Below are 16,258 nucleotides of genomic sequence, written 5' to 3' on the forward strand. Positions count from 1 at the left end.
TATCAAAAACTTAGCTAATATTTTTATTTTCACTCGTTTGACGCTCTATCAGCTCATAGTTAATTAGCTTATTTCTGGGCACGGTGAGATGGCCATTCATCTCAGCTTGTAAGATAGAAATAATGGCATTGCTATGATCTTCAAAAGACGACTTTAGCGTTGAAATAGTTGGATCACCCAAAGTGGATACCGGCAGGTCATCGCAACCAATTACATTGATGTCTGCACATGGGTCGATGCCTAGCTCTTTGGCGGCTTTCACGACTTCATGGGCAATAACATCGGAAGCACAGATAAAGCCAGTTGGTGCGTTCTGGCTTTTCAGTAATTCCAAGGAGAGGCGGTGCGGAATGTTATCGGACACCTCCGTCACGAACACATCAGGCGTTAAACCTGCTTTGTTCATGGCGTTCATATAACCTTCCAGACGCAGATCAGAGGTGTACATCCGTTCTGGAAGGTTCATTAAAACAATCTTTTTATGGCCTTTATCAATCAAGCTCTGAGTCGCAAACTCAAACCCTGAAATGGCATCTGTATCTATCCAATTATGCTTTTCAGAGCTTAAGGTCCGTCCGTGAGTCACAAACGGCACCTTGTTCTCCAACAACAAGTTCACCCGTGCATCGTCTTTTCTGGTACGCATCACAACAAAAGCGTCCACTCGTTGGCTATCAATAAATCGCTGATAGGTTGACAGCTCTTCTTCACCTTCTGGGGCATAAGAAACGATTAAGTCTAAGTTGGGATTGTGAGTATGCAGGGAACGACCGAAATGCAGTAGGAAGTGACTTAAGAAGTGATCTCTCATGTCGCCGTAGGAAACGGGCAACAAGATGCCAATAGCATCACTTTTCCCCGTCACGAGTCGACGAGCCGCTAGGTTGGGAACATAGCCAAGGGTAGCCACCGCTTCTTCAACTTGACGGCGAGTATTAGGACTTACATCGTCATAGCCAGACAAAGCTCGGGATACTGTGGTCACCGATATATTCAAATATTCTGCTATGGATTTCAGTGTCGGTTTTTTTTTCATCAATTTATTCGTTTTTATTATGCGCATGTGAAGGCCTATCAATGATGACCCGAAACGATTTGGATAAATATAAACCAAAACGTTTCGGGTCTTCAATTGTTTTTTCTTTTTATTGACTATAGAAGGCCAAAAAAGTGCGATATCCTCTGGGTTTTAAGCAACAGAACAAGAGGATAAACAGGGGGGATCATTCAGAAGCGGCCTGCACAGACAGCAGAAACAAGATCGCACTATGTGCCAGTTATGACCCATAGTGCGATGCAAAAACACAACTCAATAGAAGCACAATAGTACGAGGGCGAAGCTACAACATTTTGCCCGCTGCTTTGATTTTAATGTGCACCATATTGCCTTTGAGATAACTCAACGGAATCTCACTTCTCTCTATGATAGAGACGCTTTGTGGGCATGAGCCGGCCTCTATCGCAATCGCCTTGGCTTCTTCTTCCAATCGTGCAATCTCAGTGGCGCGCTTCGTAGGCTCGATAGAAACAATTCGGTCGAGCTGCCCTGAAATTTCACCGAGCGCCACGCCAATCGCATTTGCGACTTCAAAATGCTCAGGCCGCACCACTCGGCTCGCCCCCTCAAAATGATCAGGGAGCAAAGCGCTGCCACCACCCACCAAGATAACCGGCACCTTTTCCGCTGAGGTTTTCATTTTATCAATGGCGTCTTCCACCGTTACCAGCATTTTTGCGTAAATTTTGCGTGCTTTTTGCGGGTCCAGAGCAATCGAGGCTTGCTGCTGCGCACCTGACCAAGTCATGACATCAAGCGCCAGCGCCACGTCTGTCAAAGTCAGTACTTCACCGCCAAAACTCAGAGCCTTTTCGGTAATTTGGTGGCCCACACTTTCTGGTCCAAGTACCGGTTCACCCTCTTCAAAATTCACTCGGGTACCCCCACCGATGGCAATGGCGAGTATGTCAGGCATGCGAAAATTCGTTCTCACCTCCCCCAACGACACAGAAAGGCTCGACTCTCTTGGATAGCCGTGCATTAACACACCAATATCAGACGTAGTACCGCCCACATCCACCACAATAGCGTCTGTCAGCTTGGTTAAATGGCTGGCACCGCGAATCGAATTCGTCGGCCCACAGGCTACGGTTAATATTGGGTATTTAAGCGCAAATTCTTTGGACATCAAGGTGCCATCATTCTGACCAAAATACGGCGTAACCTGGATTCCATGCTTATCAAGCGCTTGGCAAAAACCATTTACAAAGCGTTTTGCCGTGCCTTGCAATGCCGCATTTAAGATGGTCGCGTTTTCGCGCTCTAAGATCCCCAAACTGCCTACTTTATGGGAAAGAGAAATGTCCATATCCGGCATTTCTTCTGACACCCAGTTGGCCACGGTCAACTCCTGCTCACCATTGACTGGCGAGAAAACGCCGCACACCGCGATAGCGTCGACATGTCCTCTCATTTTGGCGCAAATATCTCGAATTTCGGCTTCGTTTATTTCAGCAATCTTCTGGCCATCGTACTCATAACCGCCATGGGCTTCGTAAAAATGTTCACCCAATAAATCCTTCCAAGATTGGCTCCAGCCGCTAAGGGGTGGAATCGCGCTACCGCTGGGCAAGGCCAAGCGAATCATGCCCACCCTGTCCAGACCGCGTTTTTCAACAATGGCATTCGTACACTGTGTGGTTCCCAGCATCGCGTGCTTAATTTGCGCGCCCGTTATACCAGCACCTGTTAGCAAGGCCGCTACGGCATTATCAATGCCAGTGGAGATATCAAGCGTGGTAGAGACTTTTACTTTCGCCACACAATTAAGCGAATTATCCAGCAGAACGCCATCCGTATTGGTGCCGCCAACGTCTATGCCTAGTCGGTAATTAGTGGTCATTTTTGTGCTCCTTCAAGGCGATTTTTTTGTGCAAGAACATCAATAGGTGTATAGCTGACGTGGTAACCAAAGTAACCAGGACCGACCACTTCAATGCCTTTTGGCGTGCGCCACTTTTCATCACAAGGGTAAGCAATCAAATCGACTCGTTGACCATAACGAAGTTGATCTGTGGTAATCGGATGGCCTGTTTCATAATCCAATATGGAGATCAAATCTGGCGTGCTGGCCAATAAGTTTTCATCGTTAATATCCGCAGCAGATCTGCCTTTGTGCGCCAATAGCAATTCGTTTTGAAAGTGCACACAAACACTGCCGTCTTCCTGAGTTGATGGACTTTTTAGCGGTTCAATGACCACATTCCCAGTCACAAAACCACCGCCAGTATTACGCTCAATATCGGTGATTTTTCCACTAATAACCCGATGACCGCCCACAATATCAAGCACAGCTTGCGTTGCATTTTGGCCGGTTTCATTGGCTTCTCGAATTGCTTTACCAATCTTGATCGATTTGGTTAAAGTGCCACCCAACGCACTTTGCTTTAAATTAACGCCCAACATGGGGTAATCGCATATGGCCGCAGAGCCGCCCATTTTTTCAGTAATGGCACGAGCAAAATGCTCAGCCCAAAGTCCATCGATAGGCTGTAGTGTCACCACATTGCCTTTCTCATCGGCCAATGTGTTTGGCGCAGAAGGCAAATCATCCAAGTAAAAAGTGACCATTTGTGACTCAGGGAAAGCCCGCCCCATGGCATCACAGTCAATCACAGGAATGCCTTTGCTGGCCGCCACTAAAATAGGGATCAATGAATTGCCACCCCCAATTTCAATAGGAAAGGTCGCCGCTATGCTGCCTCCCATTTCTTTTTCCATCGCCTCGAAGGCCACTAACATTTGATTTTGTGAGTTTAATTTCTCAATCGCTACCGTTGGCGCGCCAATCATAGACGAAGGCACTACAACCCAATCGTCTTCAACACTGTCTAACGAAATCAATTCAACCGGCTGGGCCGCATTAGCAATCGCCACTTTGGCCATTAATGAACCACTGTAAGGATCCCCGCCACCACCGGTACCCAATACGGTAGCGCCAATCGCGATGTCATCAATCATTTGATCATTAATAATCATGGACGGTTTTCCTTTCTTAATTCAGTTGGTTGTCTTAGTTCTGCGGGTTTTCTTAAATTAGAAAATGTCATTAACACTATGTAAGCGACAAGAGAGGCCAAGATGCCATCAACAGCAGAAATGCTAGTAATAGAGAAAAGACCTAAAAACTCAGTGGCGGTGCAGGCGCTAACCACACACCCAAAAAACCATGAGATAAGCCCTTTTAGTAACCAATTAGGCGCAGTTTGCGTGCGTTCAAAGCTCATCACGCTACGGTCTAAAAAGTAATATTGCGCGAGATACACTCCCGCCGAAGGTGCAATCACGACGCCTAACAAGGTTAAAAATGAAGTGAAATACTCAATCATGCCCAATTGCGCTATCACCACGCCAATGGCCGTCATTACCACCACAAGAATCGGACGTGGAACATTCGGAAAGACCACGGATAACCCGAGGGAGCCAGACACCAGATTGCTGCTGTTGGTGGTCCATTGCGCAAACACAATAATAAAAATAGCGGCAACACCCAGACCCAAGCCAAAGAACACATCCACCAAGCTGGTTGAACCTGTCATGCGCAAAAGCAGGATTGCCACCACCAAGGTGGCACTGTTACCAAACAAGAAGCCAAAGCCTGCGCCTAAGATGGCGTCTTTACGGGTTTTGGCATAACGAGAAATATCAGGGGCGGCAACCGCGGCAAGAATCCAAATGGACATAACATAAGAAATCGCCTGCCCCATAGAAAGCGGAGAACGGATAGGTTCTTCAACAACGCTGCTGTGACTCGACGCCATATAAAGGCCGACGGTAATCAGGGTCACCATTAAAGGCACTGAATATGCACTCAGTTTACCCAATGCACGAACGCCATAAATCGCGGTGATCATCATGAGCAAGGCGCCAAAGATCAACGCACTTAAGTTCGAAATGACAATGCCGTATTTATCCAGAGAAGCAACTAATATGTGTGCAAAAAAATCCGTCTGAAACGCAAACCAGCCAACCAAAGAAATACCATTAATGGCCCCCAGCGCCTTACCACCATAACGCCCAAACACAGTACTGCTCATTAACGAGGTCGACACCGACGATTGAAAACCAATGTTGGCACACAGCATGGCAAGGAGCGCCAGAATCGAAGAGCCAATAAAGGTCGCCAGAAGTGCGTTGTAGACACTCAGCCCCTGACTCAATAGCGCACCAAGAAACAGCCCTGACACATCAATGCCAATGGCCAGCCAGATCAAACTAATGACATACCATGACCTCTTGGCATTCAGAGGAACGGGCTCTAATTCAAAATCGTCAATTTTCTGTTTCTTGTGTGTATTTTTCATCTTACGCCCCTGAATTGTTCATAAATAAAGCAAATAAAAACTAACAGCTTGTCACATTTGAATAAATGAATATTATTGAATGCAAACATTTGAAAAAAGAGATGTAAATTCGAGATGATCAATAATGCTGGCAAACTGGACAAACGAGATTTACGTCGACTCGAGCTATTCTGCGAAATTGTCGAACAAAATGGCATCAGTAATGCCACCCATAGCACAGGGCTTAGCCAACCGGTTTTAAGCAATCAATTAATAGAACTAGAAAAGAGCCTAGGAATAAAACTGTGTCAGCGTGGACGAAGTGGTTTTGAGTTAACCAGTGAAGGACACACGGTGTACCGTTATGCGAATGAGCTTAGTTCAGTATTGAGCGACTTCTCTTTCAAACTGAAAGGTGTTCGATCCACCCTAACCGGCCATGTTCGAGTGGGTGTATTGGACAATACCATCACCCTTGAAGACAACATCATTCCGCAAGCAATCGAGAATTTTTACCAACTCAGCGACAGCGTCGACATCTCATTAGAAGTTGGTGATTATACTTTTTTAAACGAAAAACTATCTAAAAATCAATTGGATATGATGATAGTTGTACTAAGCGATTACAACACTAGCCATTTTGCCCATGTCGAACCTTTGTTTTATGAGCAAAGCCAGCTATTCGCCAGAAAGGACGTGGCGGCCAAAATCATCCGTAATCACTATTCACTGGCAGGGCAACGTATAAACATCGGCGGCTATTCGGCCAAAATAATGAAAGAAATATTGCAGGTGGATCAATATGACGACATGAAATTAATCGACGGTTGGAATGTGGAATCGGGCGTAATATTAACCATGGCGGGGACGCATCTTAGCTTTTTACCTACCCACTTGATCGACAATAACCGCCATCAAAAAGACTTAGTTGCTCTGAACCCAAGCCAATGGCAATTTAGCAGTGAATTTTCATTGGTGCTCAAAAGTCATCAGGACACACTCACACCAGCGGCGCAGGCTTTTTACCAGTGCTTACTGGCACTTTCGCCGTTACAGTGATAAATACGGCGCCTGTGCCGTCCAAAAATAACCAAGCCAAATACGTCATTCAACTTGGTTATCCTAGGATCACGACTATTCCGTAAGCGCCCTTTATTTCATCAGCGTCTTACCCATTTGCCAATGTCTTAAAGGCTTGATATTGCGATAGAAACACCTTGCCACTTAGATGCTGTAAAAAACCACTAAATTCTAGACTGTCCATTACCGGTCCTTTTACTTCAGACAAAGACAATGAAATATTAGCCGCCTGCAGCTCTGTGTTTAGCGATTCCAGCATTTCTAATGCACTAAAATCAATATCATTGACCGCACTGCACTGGATCACCACATGAGTGATGGCAGGACGCTGGTTAATCGACTCTAAAATCGAGTCTTCAAGAAACGCGGCATTGACAAAAAACAAGCTCTCATCAGGCCGTAAACAAAGTAAATTAGCGGCGGTTTTGACGTCATAGCGTTTTACGTTGCGAAAATGTTCAGAGCCTTCAATCAAGCCCACTTCCGCCACATGCGGCCGAGAAGTCCGCGATAAATGCAACAAGACAGATAAACCAACGCCAGAAGCCACGCCCACTTCCACACCAAATAAAAGGGTAATCACGACAGTGGCCAACACCGCATAAAAATCACTGCGTGAAAAAAACCACGTCTTTTTCAATATAGAAAAATCGATTAAAGTCATCACCGCCACAATAATAGTGGCGGCAAGCGTCGCCTTAGGCAAAAAGAACAACACAGGAGTCAGCACCAAAGAGGCGATCATGATGCCAATGGCCGTCATCACTCCTGCCAACTGAGTCACGGCGCCCGCATCAAAATTCACCACCGAACGAGAGAAGCCCCCTGTCACAGGAAAACCGCCCGACAAACCGGAGGCAATATTGGCCGCGCCTAAACCAATCAGCTCTTGGTTCGGTTGTACCTTTTCTCGTCGCTTTGCGCCTAAGGTTTTGCCCACAGAAATGGATTCCACATAGCCAATAACAGAAATCATCAACGCTGGTAACGCCAAACTTTTCACCAACTCTATAGACGGCAGCGACAACCCGAAGTGCGGTAAGCCCGCTGGAATGTCTCCTGTAATGGCCACGCCATAAGCCTGTAAGTCGAACACATAAACCAATGCCAAACTGGCCAACACGCCTAGGATGGGCGCGGTTTTTGCTAAAGATGCCGCGTTGCTTTCTGGCACTTTAATCAGCATCAAACTGCGCTTTGCATAACGCCTCGCCAGCAACAAAAATGCCACAACCGAGACGCCCACCGCACACGTCATGGCATTAAACTGGCCAATATTGCCTGCCATGCTCAGCAATTGTGTCACCACATTGTCGCCATGAGCCTGAACACCAAAGATATGCTTGAGCTGGCTCAAGGCAATGATGATCCCTGAGGCTGAAATAAAGCCAGAGATCACCGAATGGGAAAGCAAATTGGTGATCATGCCTAGTTTCATCACCCCCATCGCCAGCAAGATGACGCCTGATAACAAAGCCAAGGTAATGGCGCCAGTCAAATAACTTGCCGTCCCCTGCTCTGCTATCGCAGCCAATGAGGTGGCTGTCATCAAAGACGCCACCGCCACCGGCCCTACGGATAACGACGTACTAGTGCCAAAGAGCGCGTAAAGCACCAAGGGCAAAATACTCGAATACAAACCAACTTCCGGCGGCACGCCAGCCAACATGGCATAAGCCAAAGACTGAGGAATCAACAACATGGTCACAATAAAGGCCGCCGTAGCATCTTGGCCAAACTGCACTCGATTGTAGCTTTTCAACCAAGAAACGGCGGGGAAAACGCGTTCAACTATCATGCTGAGCTCTCATTATTTGCGCATTGTTGGCTTAACGAACCATTCATACCCTTTCAACATGCCGTGCCAATAAAACGGCGGCAATAGGTCTTCTTTTAATATCCAGGCTAACCGTGTCGGCTTGGTGCCCTTGTTAAGCCAACTTGGAAAGGTTGGCATGACCACACCACCATAACCAAATTCTGCCAATACAATTTTGCCGCGCTCAACGGTTAATGGACACGAACCATAACCGTCGTAAATTGCCTTAATCGGGCGACCTTCGAGCACATCAAAAATATTTTGGGCGACAACCGGCGCCTGTTTGCGAGCAGCCGCCATGGTTTTCGCATTTGGTGTATTGGCCACATCGCCCAATGACCACACATTGTCAAAGGTCGTATGCTGCAATGTTTCTTTGTCCACATCGATCCAACCGGCATCATCAACCAATGCACTGCTGCGAATGAAATCTGGCGCGCATTGCGGTGGGCAAACATGCAGCATATCAAACTCTTTTTCGATCATAACAGGTTGATCGTTTTCATCTTTTGCGGAAAAATACGCCACTTGATTCGGTCCATCCACCTTCACCAAGTTATGAGTGAAATGCGTATTTACCTGATATTTTTCCAGATACGCATTCAACGCTGGTACGTAATCTGGAACACCAAATATGACGCCTCCTGCGTTGTAAAAGGACACTTCTATCTCATCCAGTGCCCCTTGTTTTAACCAATGATCGCAAGACAAATACATGGCTTTTTGTGGCGCACCGGCACACTTAATTGGCATTGGTGGTTGAGTAAAAATCGCCTTGCCTCCTTTTAGCGTCTTAGCCAGTTCCCAAGTGTAAGGCGCCAGATCATATCGGTAGTTAGACGTCACGCCATTGCGCCCTAGCGCTTCTGGCAAGCCTTCGATCGCCGCCCAATCTAATTTTAGACCCGAGGCCACCACCAATTGCTGATAAGCAATCACTTGACCGTCTTCAAGCGTGACTTGGTTATCACTAGGTTGAAAGGTTTTGACTGACGTTTTATTCCATGCAACACCTTTGGGCATCACATCCGCCATGTTTCTACGGGTCTTTTCCGCTTTAAACACGCCGCCGCCCACTAATGTCCAACCCGGTTGATAAAAGTGGTCTGTCGCAGGATCAATCAAACAAATACGCACGCTGGGTTTACGCTTTAATAAGCTTGCCGCGGTTGAGATTCCGGCCGTCCCCGCACCAACAATCACCACATCGAATTCTTTGACTTTGTCATGGGCTTTTGAAATCACTTCGCTTTGATTGGCCGCTTCCCAAATTAGGGTAGAACGGTTCCCTGTGCGGCAAAAAGCATGAACGTTATCCGCTTCTTTAAGCGCGGCCTTGAACGCCGCCACATCGGTGGCCTGCATTTGGCCACCAGCAAATGGAATATGCAGCGCTTTGATGTGATTGTTTTCTGCTCGTGCGGCTATCTCAGCAAAGGCTAACTGCCCTTCTTCTTCATTATCTGGTCGGTTGCCAATGATCAGGGTGACGCCGGATTCGGCCAAGCGATCCACATCCTCTAAGCTGATTTGTTCAGACACTGAGTAATGGCGAGTTATTTGTTTGCGTATCATAGTGATCTCTCGATATTTCTATTAAGTCATTGTTATTAAAATATTTTTTATAATCATGTTGTGAATAAGTGAGCTACTTAAAGGCATTCAATGGGATTTTTAGATAGGCCAAACCATTATCCTCAGGCTCTGGCATGTGCCCAGCGCGCATATTAATTTGCAACGAAGGTAGAATAAGTCGCGGCATATCGAGGGTTTTATCTCGTGTTTCACGCAAATCAACAAAAACCGATTTGCTGATGTCTTTGCGCACATGAATATTGCTTTCACGCTGGGCTTTAACCGTCGTTTGGTACTCTAACTCTCGACCGTTTGGGCAATAGTCATGACACATAAAAATGCGATAACCGTCAGGCAAGGCCAATATTTTTTGGATGGAGTCGAACAAGGTCGCCGCATCGCCGCCAGGAAAATCGGCACGCGCCGTACCAGCGTCAGGCATAAACAAGGTGTCACCAACGAAAACAGCGTCTCCTAAGGCATGAGTAAAGCATGCTGGGGTATGACCCGGTGTGTGCATTGCCACACAAGGCATGGCGCCTACTTGATAGTGCTCACCATCTTGAAATAAATAATCAAATTGTGATCCATCATGCTTAAAACCAGCGCCTTCATTAAAGACAGTGGCAAAGGTGTCTTGCACTGTGGTGATCTGTTGGCCAATACCAATTTTCCCACCCAGTTTGTCTTGTAAATACGGTGCGGCTGAAAGGTGATCGGCATGAACATGGGTTTCAATAAGCCATTCAACGCTCAGCTTATGCCCTTTGACATACTCTATAATTTCATCCGCACCGCTATAAGAGGTACTACCGGAGGCGTAATCAAAATCTAAAACGCTATCAATAATGGCGCAGCTTACTGAGCTAGGGTCCTTAACAACATACGAAAATGTGTTGGAGTTTTTGTCAAAAAAAGCAGCAACCTTGGGCGTTATCACGGAATGAGTCATGATCTGTTTCCCCTATTTAATCAATTGGTAACCGGAAGTCGGTTGATTATTTATATAGAGCAGAAACCGTGCCAACATCAAAAACAGACCTAACCAACTGATTTATATCAATAAAATATAATTCTGATTCGGCTTTCTTTGACTAATCTCACCCGCTTTGCCATATTTGACGCTAACCTTGCCAAATATGACACTGCCTTTATGACTATCATTGCTTCTGACCGTTCGCCTTATGACGCTCTTTCAAACATGTTGGAGGGCTACGACTGCCCCGCCATTCTTGTCTCTGTGGATTATCAGATCCTTGCGACTAACGAGTACTATCGACAAGAATTTGGAGAAGTCTCATTTGCGAAAAAACCTCGTTGCTTTGAAGTGTCCCACGGCTACTCAGTTCCCTGCGATGAAGCAGGAGAAGATTGCCCTCTATCCGCCGTACAACAAACGGGGCACAAAGAGCGAGTGCTTCACATCCACCAAACGCCTCGAGGAAAAGAACATGTGGATGTCGAGATGCTGCCAATACATGACCACCAAGGTGAGCTGCTTTTCTTTGTTGAATTATTACGCGCTGTCGCCGTTGCTAGTGCAGAAAACATCACAAGCGCCCTGGTTGGCTCCAGTAAAAAATTCAATCAAATGCTTGAGAAGATTACCCGTGTAAGTCACAGCGAAGCCTCTGTTTTGCTGCTGGGTGAATCAGGCAGCGGTAAAGAACTGGTTGCCCACGCCATTCATCAAGGCAGTCAACGCTCCAACAATCCTTTGGTTACACTGGAGTGCGCAGGACTGACCGACTCCTTATTTGAAAGCGAGCTATTTGGTCATGTAAAAGGCGCCTTTACCGGTGCCAACAACCATCGTACTGGCTTAGTAGAACAGGCAAATGGTGGCACCTTGTTCCTTGATGAAATAGGGGATGTTCCGCTCTCTATGCAAGTGAAATTATTGCGGCTAATTGAAACGGGCTCCTTTCGGCCAGTTGGCTCATCAACCGTTAAGCACAGCCATTTTAGGCTCGTCTGCGCAACACATAAAAACCTGATAAACATGGTCAAAACAGGCGAATTCCGCCAAGACCTCTATTACCGAATTAATGTGTTCCCCGTTTATGTGCCGTCATTGCGTGAACGACAAGACGATTTGCCCTTGCTCATATCGACGTTATTGGCCCGTATTAGCGAAGGAAAGGAATATCACCTAACGGACTCGGCACTGCAAACTCTGAAACGATATGATTTTCCTGGCAATATTCGAGAGCTAAGAAACATACTTAACCGCGCCATCATTTTGACCGACACCAACCTCATCGAACGGCGCACAATTGAAGAGTGCTTAAACATAGACCACGAGCTTCACCAGCACAGTGAGCATTTGCTGTTGCCTCACCCATCCCCCCAAACCAGCATAATGTCTGCAACGAAAGCAGAATGGCCAGACTTAAAAACAGCGGAAAAACATTACTTGGCAGAGTTAATGGCTCGCCATCATCATGACAAAGAAAAGGTGGCGGCGGTGGCAGGCATTAGTCTACGCTCACTCTATCGAAAACTTGAGTCGTGATAGTTTTCTTAAATAAAGCCAATAGTTCGATAGTGGTTGCAATCAATATTAGAAAGATCTAATGTTGTTTCATCAAGTCACGCATTTGACGGCAAAGAATTAAATTGCATAACGCAATAGGCCAAACCTCAGTCACCTGAATAGGCTGCTGAATAAACGAGACTCAAAGGAGAATAGTGATGTCATTACGCATTAACGATACCGTTCCAAATTTAGAACTCGAAACAGATCAAGGCACCTTTAAGCTTCACGATTGGATTGGTGACAGCTGGGCCATTTTATTCAGCCACCCGAAAGATTTTACGCCCGTGTGTACGACAGAATTTGGCGCCGTGTCTCAATTGTCTGCTGAGTGGGAAAAACGCGGTACTAAGGTAATTGGCTTGTCTGTTGATGGCGTGGCAGAACACAAAGAATGGAAAAAAGACATTGAGTCTTTTTCTGGTGCCAAAGCCAGCTTTCCGATCATCGCAGATGAATCCTTAACGGTGTCAAAAGCGCTTGATATGCTACCAGCCGATGCTTACTTGCCCGATGGTCGCACCGCGGCAAACTCAGCCAGCGTACGCGTGGTGTTTATCATTAGTCCAGATAAAAAGTTGCAATTATCCATGACTTATCCAATGTCTGTGGGGCGTAATTTTGCCGAAGTGTTGCGTGCACTGGATGCTCTACAAGCAAGCTACGGCGTACCGATTGCCATGCCAGCCAACTGGACCGTTGGAGAAGACGTTATCGTGGCTCTGTCCTTAAATGACGAACAGGCCAAAGAAAAATTTGGCGAAGTAAACGCGGTACTGCCTTACCTTCGTATGGCGAAAATGCCCTCTTAGTCTCAAAAACTAAGACGCAATTCACCAAACGCTACGAAAACCAGATCAGTTGCCTGCTCTGGTTTTTTTATTCTCAACACCCCTCTTTGAAATTTAATGTCTCTCACTAAAGCGCACAATAACAAAACAAAACCCAACACCAAAATGGGGCAAGAACCCCCCTCTCACAGCAAACGCACCCTGCATCTGGCCTAGCGCGGCTACCTAAAAACTCTATTTTAGTGCAGCGACGTAAAATACAAATGGTATTAATCAAATTTATGCGCATCATTAAATATAAAAAATTGTAGATTCACAAAATTTAAGCAATTGTGTAGTTGACATAACAAATATTACACAAAGGGTAAATTATGAGAAACTCCATCAAAAGTTCACTACTCACTTTCAGTGCAATTTCCATCGCACTGGCCGCAAACCAAACCTTAGCATTGGAAATCAAACTGGCGGACGTATTGCCAGAGTCCCATAGCTGGAATGTGGCAGCAAAAGGATTTGCCGAAGACGTTAAAAATCAAACCAACAGCCGCGTTACTATCAAGCTCTACCCGAGTGGCCAATTAGGCAATGAAAACACCCTAGTTGAAGGCCTGCAAATTGGCAGCATTCAAGCCGGTATCATTGGCTGTGGTTCATTCCAGCCGGTTGAACCAAAATTTGGTATTTCAGAACTCCCTTATGCTTGGCCGGATCGTCAAGCCGCTTATGCTGCCTATGACGGCAAGCTTGGTGATCGCTTAGAAAACCTTGCTCTCAAGCACAATATTAAAATCGTGTCTTGGTGGGAAAATGGCTTTCGTCATATCACCAATAATCGAGCACCGATTAACACGCCTAAAGACCTAGATGGCTTAAAAATCCGCGTTACGCCAGACAAGATGCGACTCGATGCCTTTATTGGCTTAGGCGCCAGCCCTGCACCTCTTGCATTTGGTGAGCTGTATTCCGCTCTTCAACAGGGCGTATTCGATGCTCAAGAAAATCCACTGGCTATTATTTACTCCTCCTCTTTCTATGAAGTCCAAAAGTACGTTTCATTAACTGGCCACGTTTGGTCTCCTGCTTGTTTGGCTTTTTCCCAATACACTTGGAAGCGTATGTCTGATGAAGATCAGGTAACGGTGCAGAAACTAGCCGATAAATGGCGTGATAAACAGCGAGTTATGACCCAGAACGACGACTCCAAATTGATTAAGAAACTAGAAGATCAAGGCATGGTTATTAATACGGTAAATACTGCGCCTTTTGCCGCCGCGGTTGCCCCTGTTTGGAAGAAATACGAACCCATTCTAGGCAAGGACATGATCGACTTAGTCAAACAATACGCCGCAGCAGAACAAACATCTGGAGAGTAAAAAATGCTGCGCCTTTTAATCAAACTTAACCTTTACCTTTCCGCTGTCGGGGTGGCCATTATGGCCTCCCTGATCGCCTGGATCGTTTTTATGCGCTTCTTTGCTGGCGTCACACCGCACTGGGCAGAGGAGCTTCCTCAGTTCCTATTAATTTGGGTCGCTATGACGGGGGCTGTTTGGTGCAGTAAAAACAACTCTCACCTGTCGGCTGGCATTTTGGCTCTGTGGCTAAAAAACCAAAAAATAACCCGACTACTTCACCGTCTGGTAGATGTGCTGATTATTGCGGCGATGGTCTTATTAACCAAATCGGGCTGGGATCTTACCTTGCTGACGATAAATCAACACACCCCTGCAATGCAGTGGCCAGTCGGACTGCTGTATCTCAGTGTACCTGTGAGCTGTACTTTTATTGGCCTTGTTCACATTGCAACCTTATGTGCAAGTTGGAGATCTTCCCATGAGTAGTGGCGCTTTATCACTATTAGCAATTTTTGCTGTCTGTTTAATTATTGACGTACCTATCCTATTTAGCCTGCTCATTGCGGCTTTAGGGTACTTATTATTTTTTGATGCGGCGCCCATGATGGTCGCAGCACAACAATATGTGGCTGGCATGCATAGCTTCACATTGCTGGCGATTCCTCTGTTTGTTTTTGCTGCCCAACTGATGAACCGAGCAGGGCTCACGGTCCGCATTATTAATTTATGCATGGCGATCGTTGGAAACAAACCAGGTGGCTTAGCCGTGGTTGCCGTGCTGGCTTGTATGCTCTTTGGCGCCTTATCAGGCTCTGGAGTGGCGGACGTTGTCGCCATCGGCAGTATGCTGTTACCTGCGATGAAAAAAGAAGGCTACGCCCCTGGTTTCAGCGCGGCCTTGGTCGGCACGTCAAGTTCGTTAGGGACGGTTATTCCCCCTAGTATCGTGATGATCATTTATGGCACCACGGCCAATGCGTCCATCGGCAAACTTTTTATGGGCGGTATTATTCCTGGAATACTATTGGCAACAGGGCTCATTATTGTTGCTGTGTATTTATCCAAGAAAAACGGCTGGTCTGGCGGTAAACGCTTTTCCAGAATGGAGCAACTGATCGCATTACGTGATGCTATTCCAGCGCTTATCGTGCCGGTATTGATCATCGGTGGTATTAGACTGGGGATTTTCACACCAACCGAAGCCGCCATTTCTGCCATTGTTTATGCATTGATTTTGGGCTTTTTCATTTACCGTTGCTTGGATCTAAACGCGCTATGGGATTCACTAAAGGAAACCGCAGAAACCAGCGCGGCCATTTTGTTGATTATCGCTGCGGCGGGGTTATTCGCTTGGTGTTTAAGTTATGAAGCGGTTCCTCAAGCGGTTGCTGCATTAATAGCGGATCTAACAAGCAGTAAATACAGTGTTTTACTTTTATTGATGGCTGTCATATTAGTTCTTGGTACTTTCATGGAAAGTATTGCCATCATTATTATTATCACACCGATTGTTTTACCTTTATTACAAACCTACAACATCGATCTAATACATTTTGGTGTTTTATTAACCATAAACCTCGCCATTGGGGCAAACACACCACCGCTTGGTATTGATCTAATGGCCTCTTGTCGCATTGCAGGAATAAAAACATCTGAGGCATTCCGTCCATTATTATTAATGCTAGCGTCTATGGTCATGGTACTTATATTATTAATCTTTGTGCCTGAAATTGTTCTCTACCTACCGAATTTAATGGAGTAA

The 16,258-nt window shown here is 46.1% G+C and carries 13 protein-coding genes; 6 read left to right on the top strand and 7 right to left on the bottom strand.

Annotated elements, in window-relative coordinates:
• Positions 1-10: 10 nt before the first annotated feature.
• The 4 genes from ACIGBN_RS11770 to ACIGBN_RS11785 form a co-directional block, all read right to left on the bottom strand.
• Positions 11-1,036, bottom strand: coding sequence for a LacI family DNA-binding transcriptional regulator (locus ACIGBN_RS11770; RefSeq protein WP_165943005.1), 1,026 nt, complete (start codon positions 1,034-1,036; stop codon positions 11-13).
• Positions 1,037-1,340: 304 nt separating this feature from the next.
• Positions 1,341-2,900, bottom strand: a complete 1,560-nt coding sequence (locus ACIGBN_RS11775) for a hydantoinase/oxoprolinase N-terminal domain-containing protein (RefSeq protein WP_396665610.1) — start codon at positions 2,898-2,900, stop codon at positions 1,341-1,343.
• Positions 2,897-4,036 carry a DUF917 domain-containing protein gene (locus tag ACIGBN_RS11780; RefSeq protein ID WP_396665612.1) on the bottom strand — a complete coding sequence of 380 codons (1,140 nt, stop codon included), beginning with the start codon at positions 4,034-4,036 and terminating at the stop codon, positions 2,897-2,899. Before ACIGBN_RS11780 ends, ACIGBN_RS11775 begins: the two co-directional genes overlap by 4 nt.
• Positions 4,033-5,361, bottom strand: a complete 1,329-nt coding sequence (locus tag ACIGBN_RS11785; protein ID WP_396665614.1) for a purine-cytosine permease family protein — start codon at positions 5,359-5,361, stop codon at positions 4,033-4,035. Before ACIGBN_RS11785 ends, ACIGBN_RS11780 begins: the two co-directional genes overlap by 4 nt.
• A gap of 114 nt (positions 5,362-5,475) precedes the next feature.
• Between ACIGBN_RS11785 and ACIGBN_RS11790 the strand changes: the two genes are divergently transcribed.
• Positions 5,476-6,399 carry a LysR family transcriptional regulator gene (locus tag ACIGBN_RS11790; protein WP_396665616.1) on the top strand — a complete coding sequence of 308 codons (924 nt, stop codon included), beginning with the start codon at positions 5,476-5,478 and terminating at the stop codon, positions 6,397-6,399.
• 109 nt (positions 6,400-6,508) lie between these two features.
• Here the strand turns inward: ACIGBN_RS11790 and ACIGBN_RS11795 are convergent, their stop codons facing one another.
• The 3 genes from ACIGBN_RS11795 to ACIGBN_RS11805 all read right to left on the bottom strand — a co-directional run bounded on the left by ACIGBN_RS11795 (position 6,509) and on the right by ACIGBN_RS11805 (position 10,766).
• A complete protein-coding gene (locus ACIGBN_RS11795; RefSeq protein ID WP_133003849.1) occupies positions 6,509-8,218 on the bottom strand; it encodes a SulP family inorganic anion transporter in 1,710 nt (569 codons plus the stop codon).
• A gap of 12 nt (positions 8,219-8,230) precedes the next feature.
• Positions 8,231-9,814, bottom strand: a complete 1,584-nt coding sequence (locus ACIGBN_RS11800; RefSeq protein ID WP_396665618.1) for a TIGR01244 family sulfur transferase — start codon at positions 9,812-9,814, stop codon at positions 8,231-8,233.
• Positions 9,815-9,887: 73 nt separating this feature from the next.
• Positions 9,888-10,766, bottom strand: coding sequence for an MBL fold metallo-hydrolase (locus tag ACIGBN_RS11805; RefSeq protein WP_396665620.1), 879 nt, complete (start codon positions 10,764-10,766; stop codon positions 9,888-9,890).
• A 201-nt stretch (positions 10,767-10,967) separates the two neighbouring features.
• On the opposite strand from ACIGBN_RS11805, the gene ACIGBN_RS11810 reads away from it, so the two are divergent.
• From ACIGBN_RS11810 to ACIGBN_RS11830, 5 genes are all read left to right on the top strand, one after another.
• Complete coding sequence (locus tag ACIGBN_RS11810; protein WP_396665622.1) at positions 10,968-12,329, top strand: sigma-54 interaction domain-containing protein; 1,362 nt, start codon at positions 10,968-10,970, stop codon at positions 12,327-12,329.
• 179 nt (positions 12,330-12,508) lie between these two features.
• Positions 12,509-13,162 carry a peroxiredoxin gene (locus ACIGBN_RS11815; protein ID WP_133003853.1) on the top strand — a complete coding sequence of 218 codons (654 nt, stop codon included), beginning with the start codon at positions 12,509-12,511 and terminating at the stop codon, positions 13,160-13,162.
• A 350-nt stretch (positions 13,163-13,512) separates the two neighbouring features.
• Entirely contained in the window at positions 13,513-14,514 is a 1,002-nt protein-coding gene (locus ACIGBN_RS11820) for a DctP family TRAP transporter solute-binding subunit (protein WP_396665625.1), read from the top strand.
• A 3-nt stretch (positions 14,515-14,517) separates the two neighbouring features.
• Entirely contained in the window at positions 14,518-14,982 is a 465-nt protein-coding gene (locus ACIGBN_RS11825) for a TRAP transporter small permease (RefSeq protein WP_133003855.1), read from the top strand.
• The gene (locus ACIGBN_RS11830; RefSeq protein WP_133003856.1) at positions 14,975-16,258 is read left to right on the top strand and encodes a TRAP transporter large permease; all 1,284 of its coding nucleotides are present in this window, start codon (positions 14,975-14,977) and stop codon (positions 16,256-16,258) included. The genes ACIGBN_RS11825 and ACIGBN_RS11830 overlap by 8 nt, the downstream gene beginning before the upstream one ends.

It is taken from the genome of Marinomonas sp. NPDC078689 (genome assembly GCF_044542435.1).
In the GTDB taxonomy this organism is placed as follows: domain Bacteria; phylum Pseudomonadota; class Gammaproteobacteria; order Pseudomonadales; family Marinomonadaceae; genus Marinomonas; species Marinomonas arenicola.

What these genes read in the sequence shown, in the direction of transcription:
- ACIGBN_RS11815 (WP_133003853.1), top strand. Translation starts at nt 12,509, where the DNA reads ATGTCATTACGCATTAACGATACCGTTCCAAATTTAGAACTCGAAACA.
- ACIGBN_RS11810 (WP_396665622.1), top strand. Translation starts at nt 10,968, where the DNA reads ATGACTATCATTGCTTCTGACCGTTCGCCTTATGACGCTCTTTCAAAC.
- ACIGBN_RS11825 (WP_133003855.1), top strand. Translation starts at nt 14,518, where the DNA reads ATGCTGCGCCTTTTAATCAAACTTAACCTTTACCTTTCCGCTGTCGGG.
- ACIGBN_RS11770 (WP_165943005.1), bottom strand. Translation starts at nt 1,036, where the DNA reads ATGAAAAAAAAACCGACACTGAAATCCATAGCAGAATATTTGAATATA.
- ACIGBN_RS11830 (WP_133003856.1), top strand. Translation starts at nt 14,975, where the DNA reads ATGAGTAGTGGCGCTTTATCACTATTAGCAATTTTTGCTGTCTGTTTA.
- ACIGBN_RS11795 (WP_133003849.1), bottom strand. Translation starts at nt 8,218, where the DNA reads ATGATAGTTGAACGCGTTTTCCCCGCCGTTTCTTGGTTGAAAAGCTAC.
- ACIGBN_RS11820 (WP_396665625.1), top strand. Translation starts at nt 13,513, where the DNA reads ATGAGAAACTCCATCAAAAGTTCACTACTCACTTTCAGTGCAATTTCC.
- ACIGBN_RS11805 (WP_396665620.1), bottom strand. Translation starts at nt 10,766, where the DNA reads ATGACTCATTCCGTGATAACGCCCAAGGTTGCTGCTTTTTTTGACAAA.
- ACIGBN_RS11785 (WP_396665614.1), bottom strand. Translation starts at nt 5,361, where the DNA reads ATGAAAAATACACACAAGAAACAGAAAATTGACGATTTTGAATTAGAG.
- ACIGBN_RS11780 (WP_396665612.1), bottom strand. Translation starts at nt 4,036, where the DNA reads ATGATTATTAATGATCAAATGATTGATGACATCGCGATTGGCGCTACC.
- ACIGBN_RS11790 (WP_396665616.1), top strand. Translation starts at nt 5,476, where the DNA reads ATGATCAATAATGCTGGCAAACTGGACAAACGAGATTTACGTCGACTC.
- ACIGBN_RS11800 (WP_396665618.1), bottom strand. Translation starts at nt 9,814, where the DNA reads ATGATACGCAAACAAATAACTCGCCATTACTCAGTGTCTGAACAAATC.
- ACIGBN_RS11775 (WP_396665610.1), bottom strand. Translation starts at nt 2,900, where the DNA reads ATGACCACTAATTACCGACTAGGCATAGACGTTGGCGGCACCAATACG.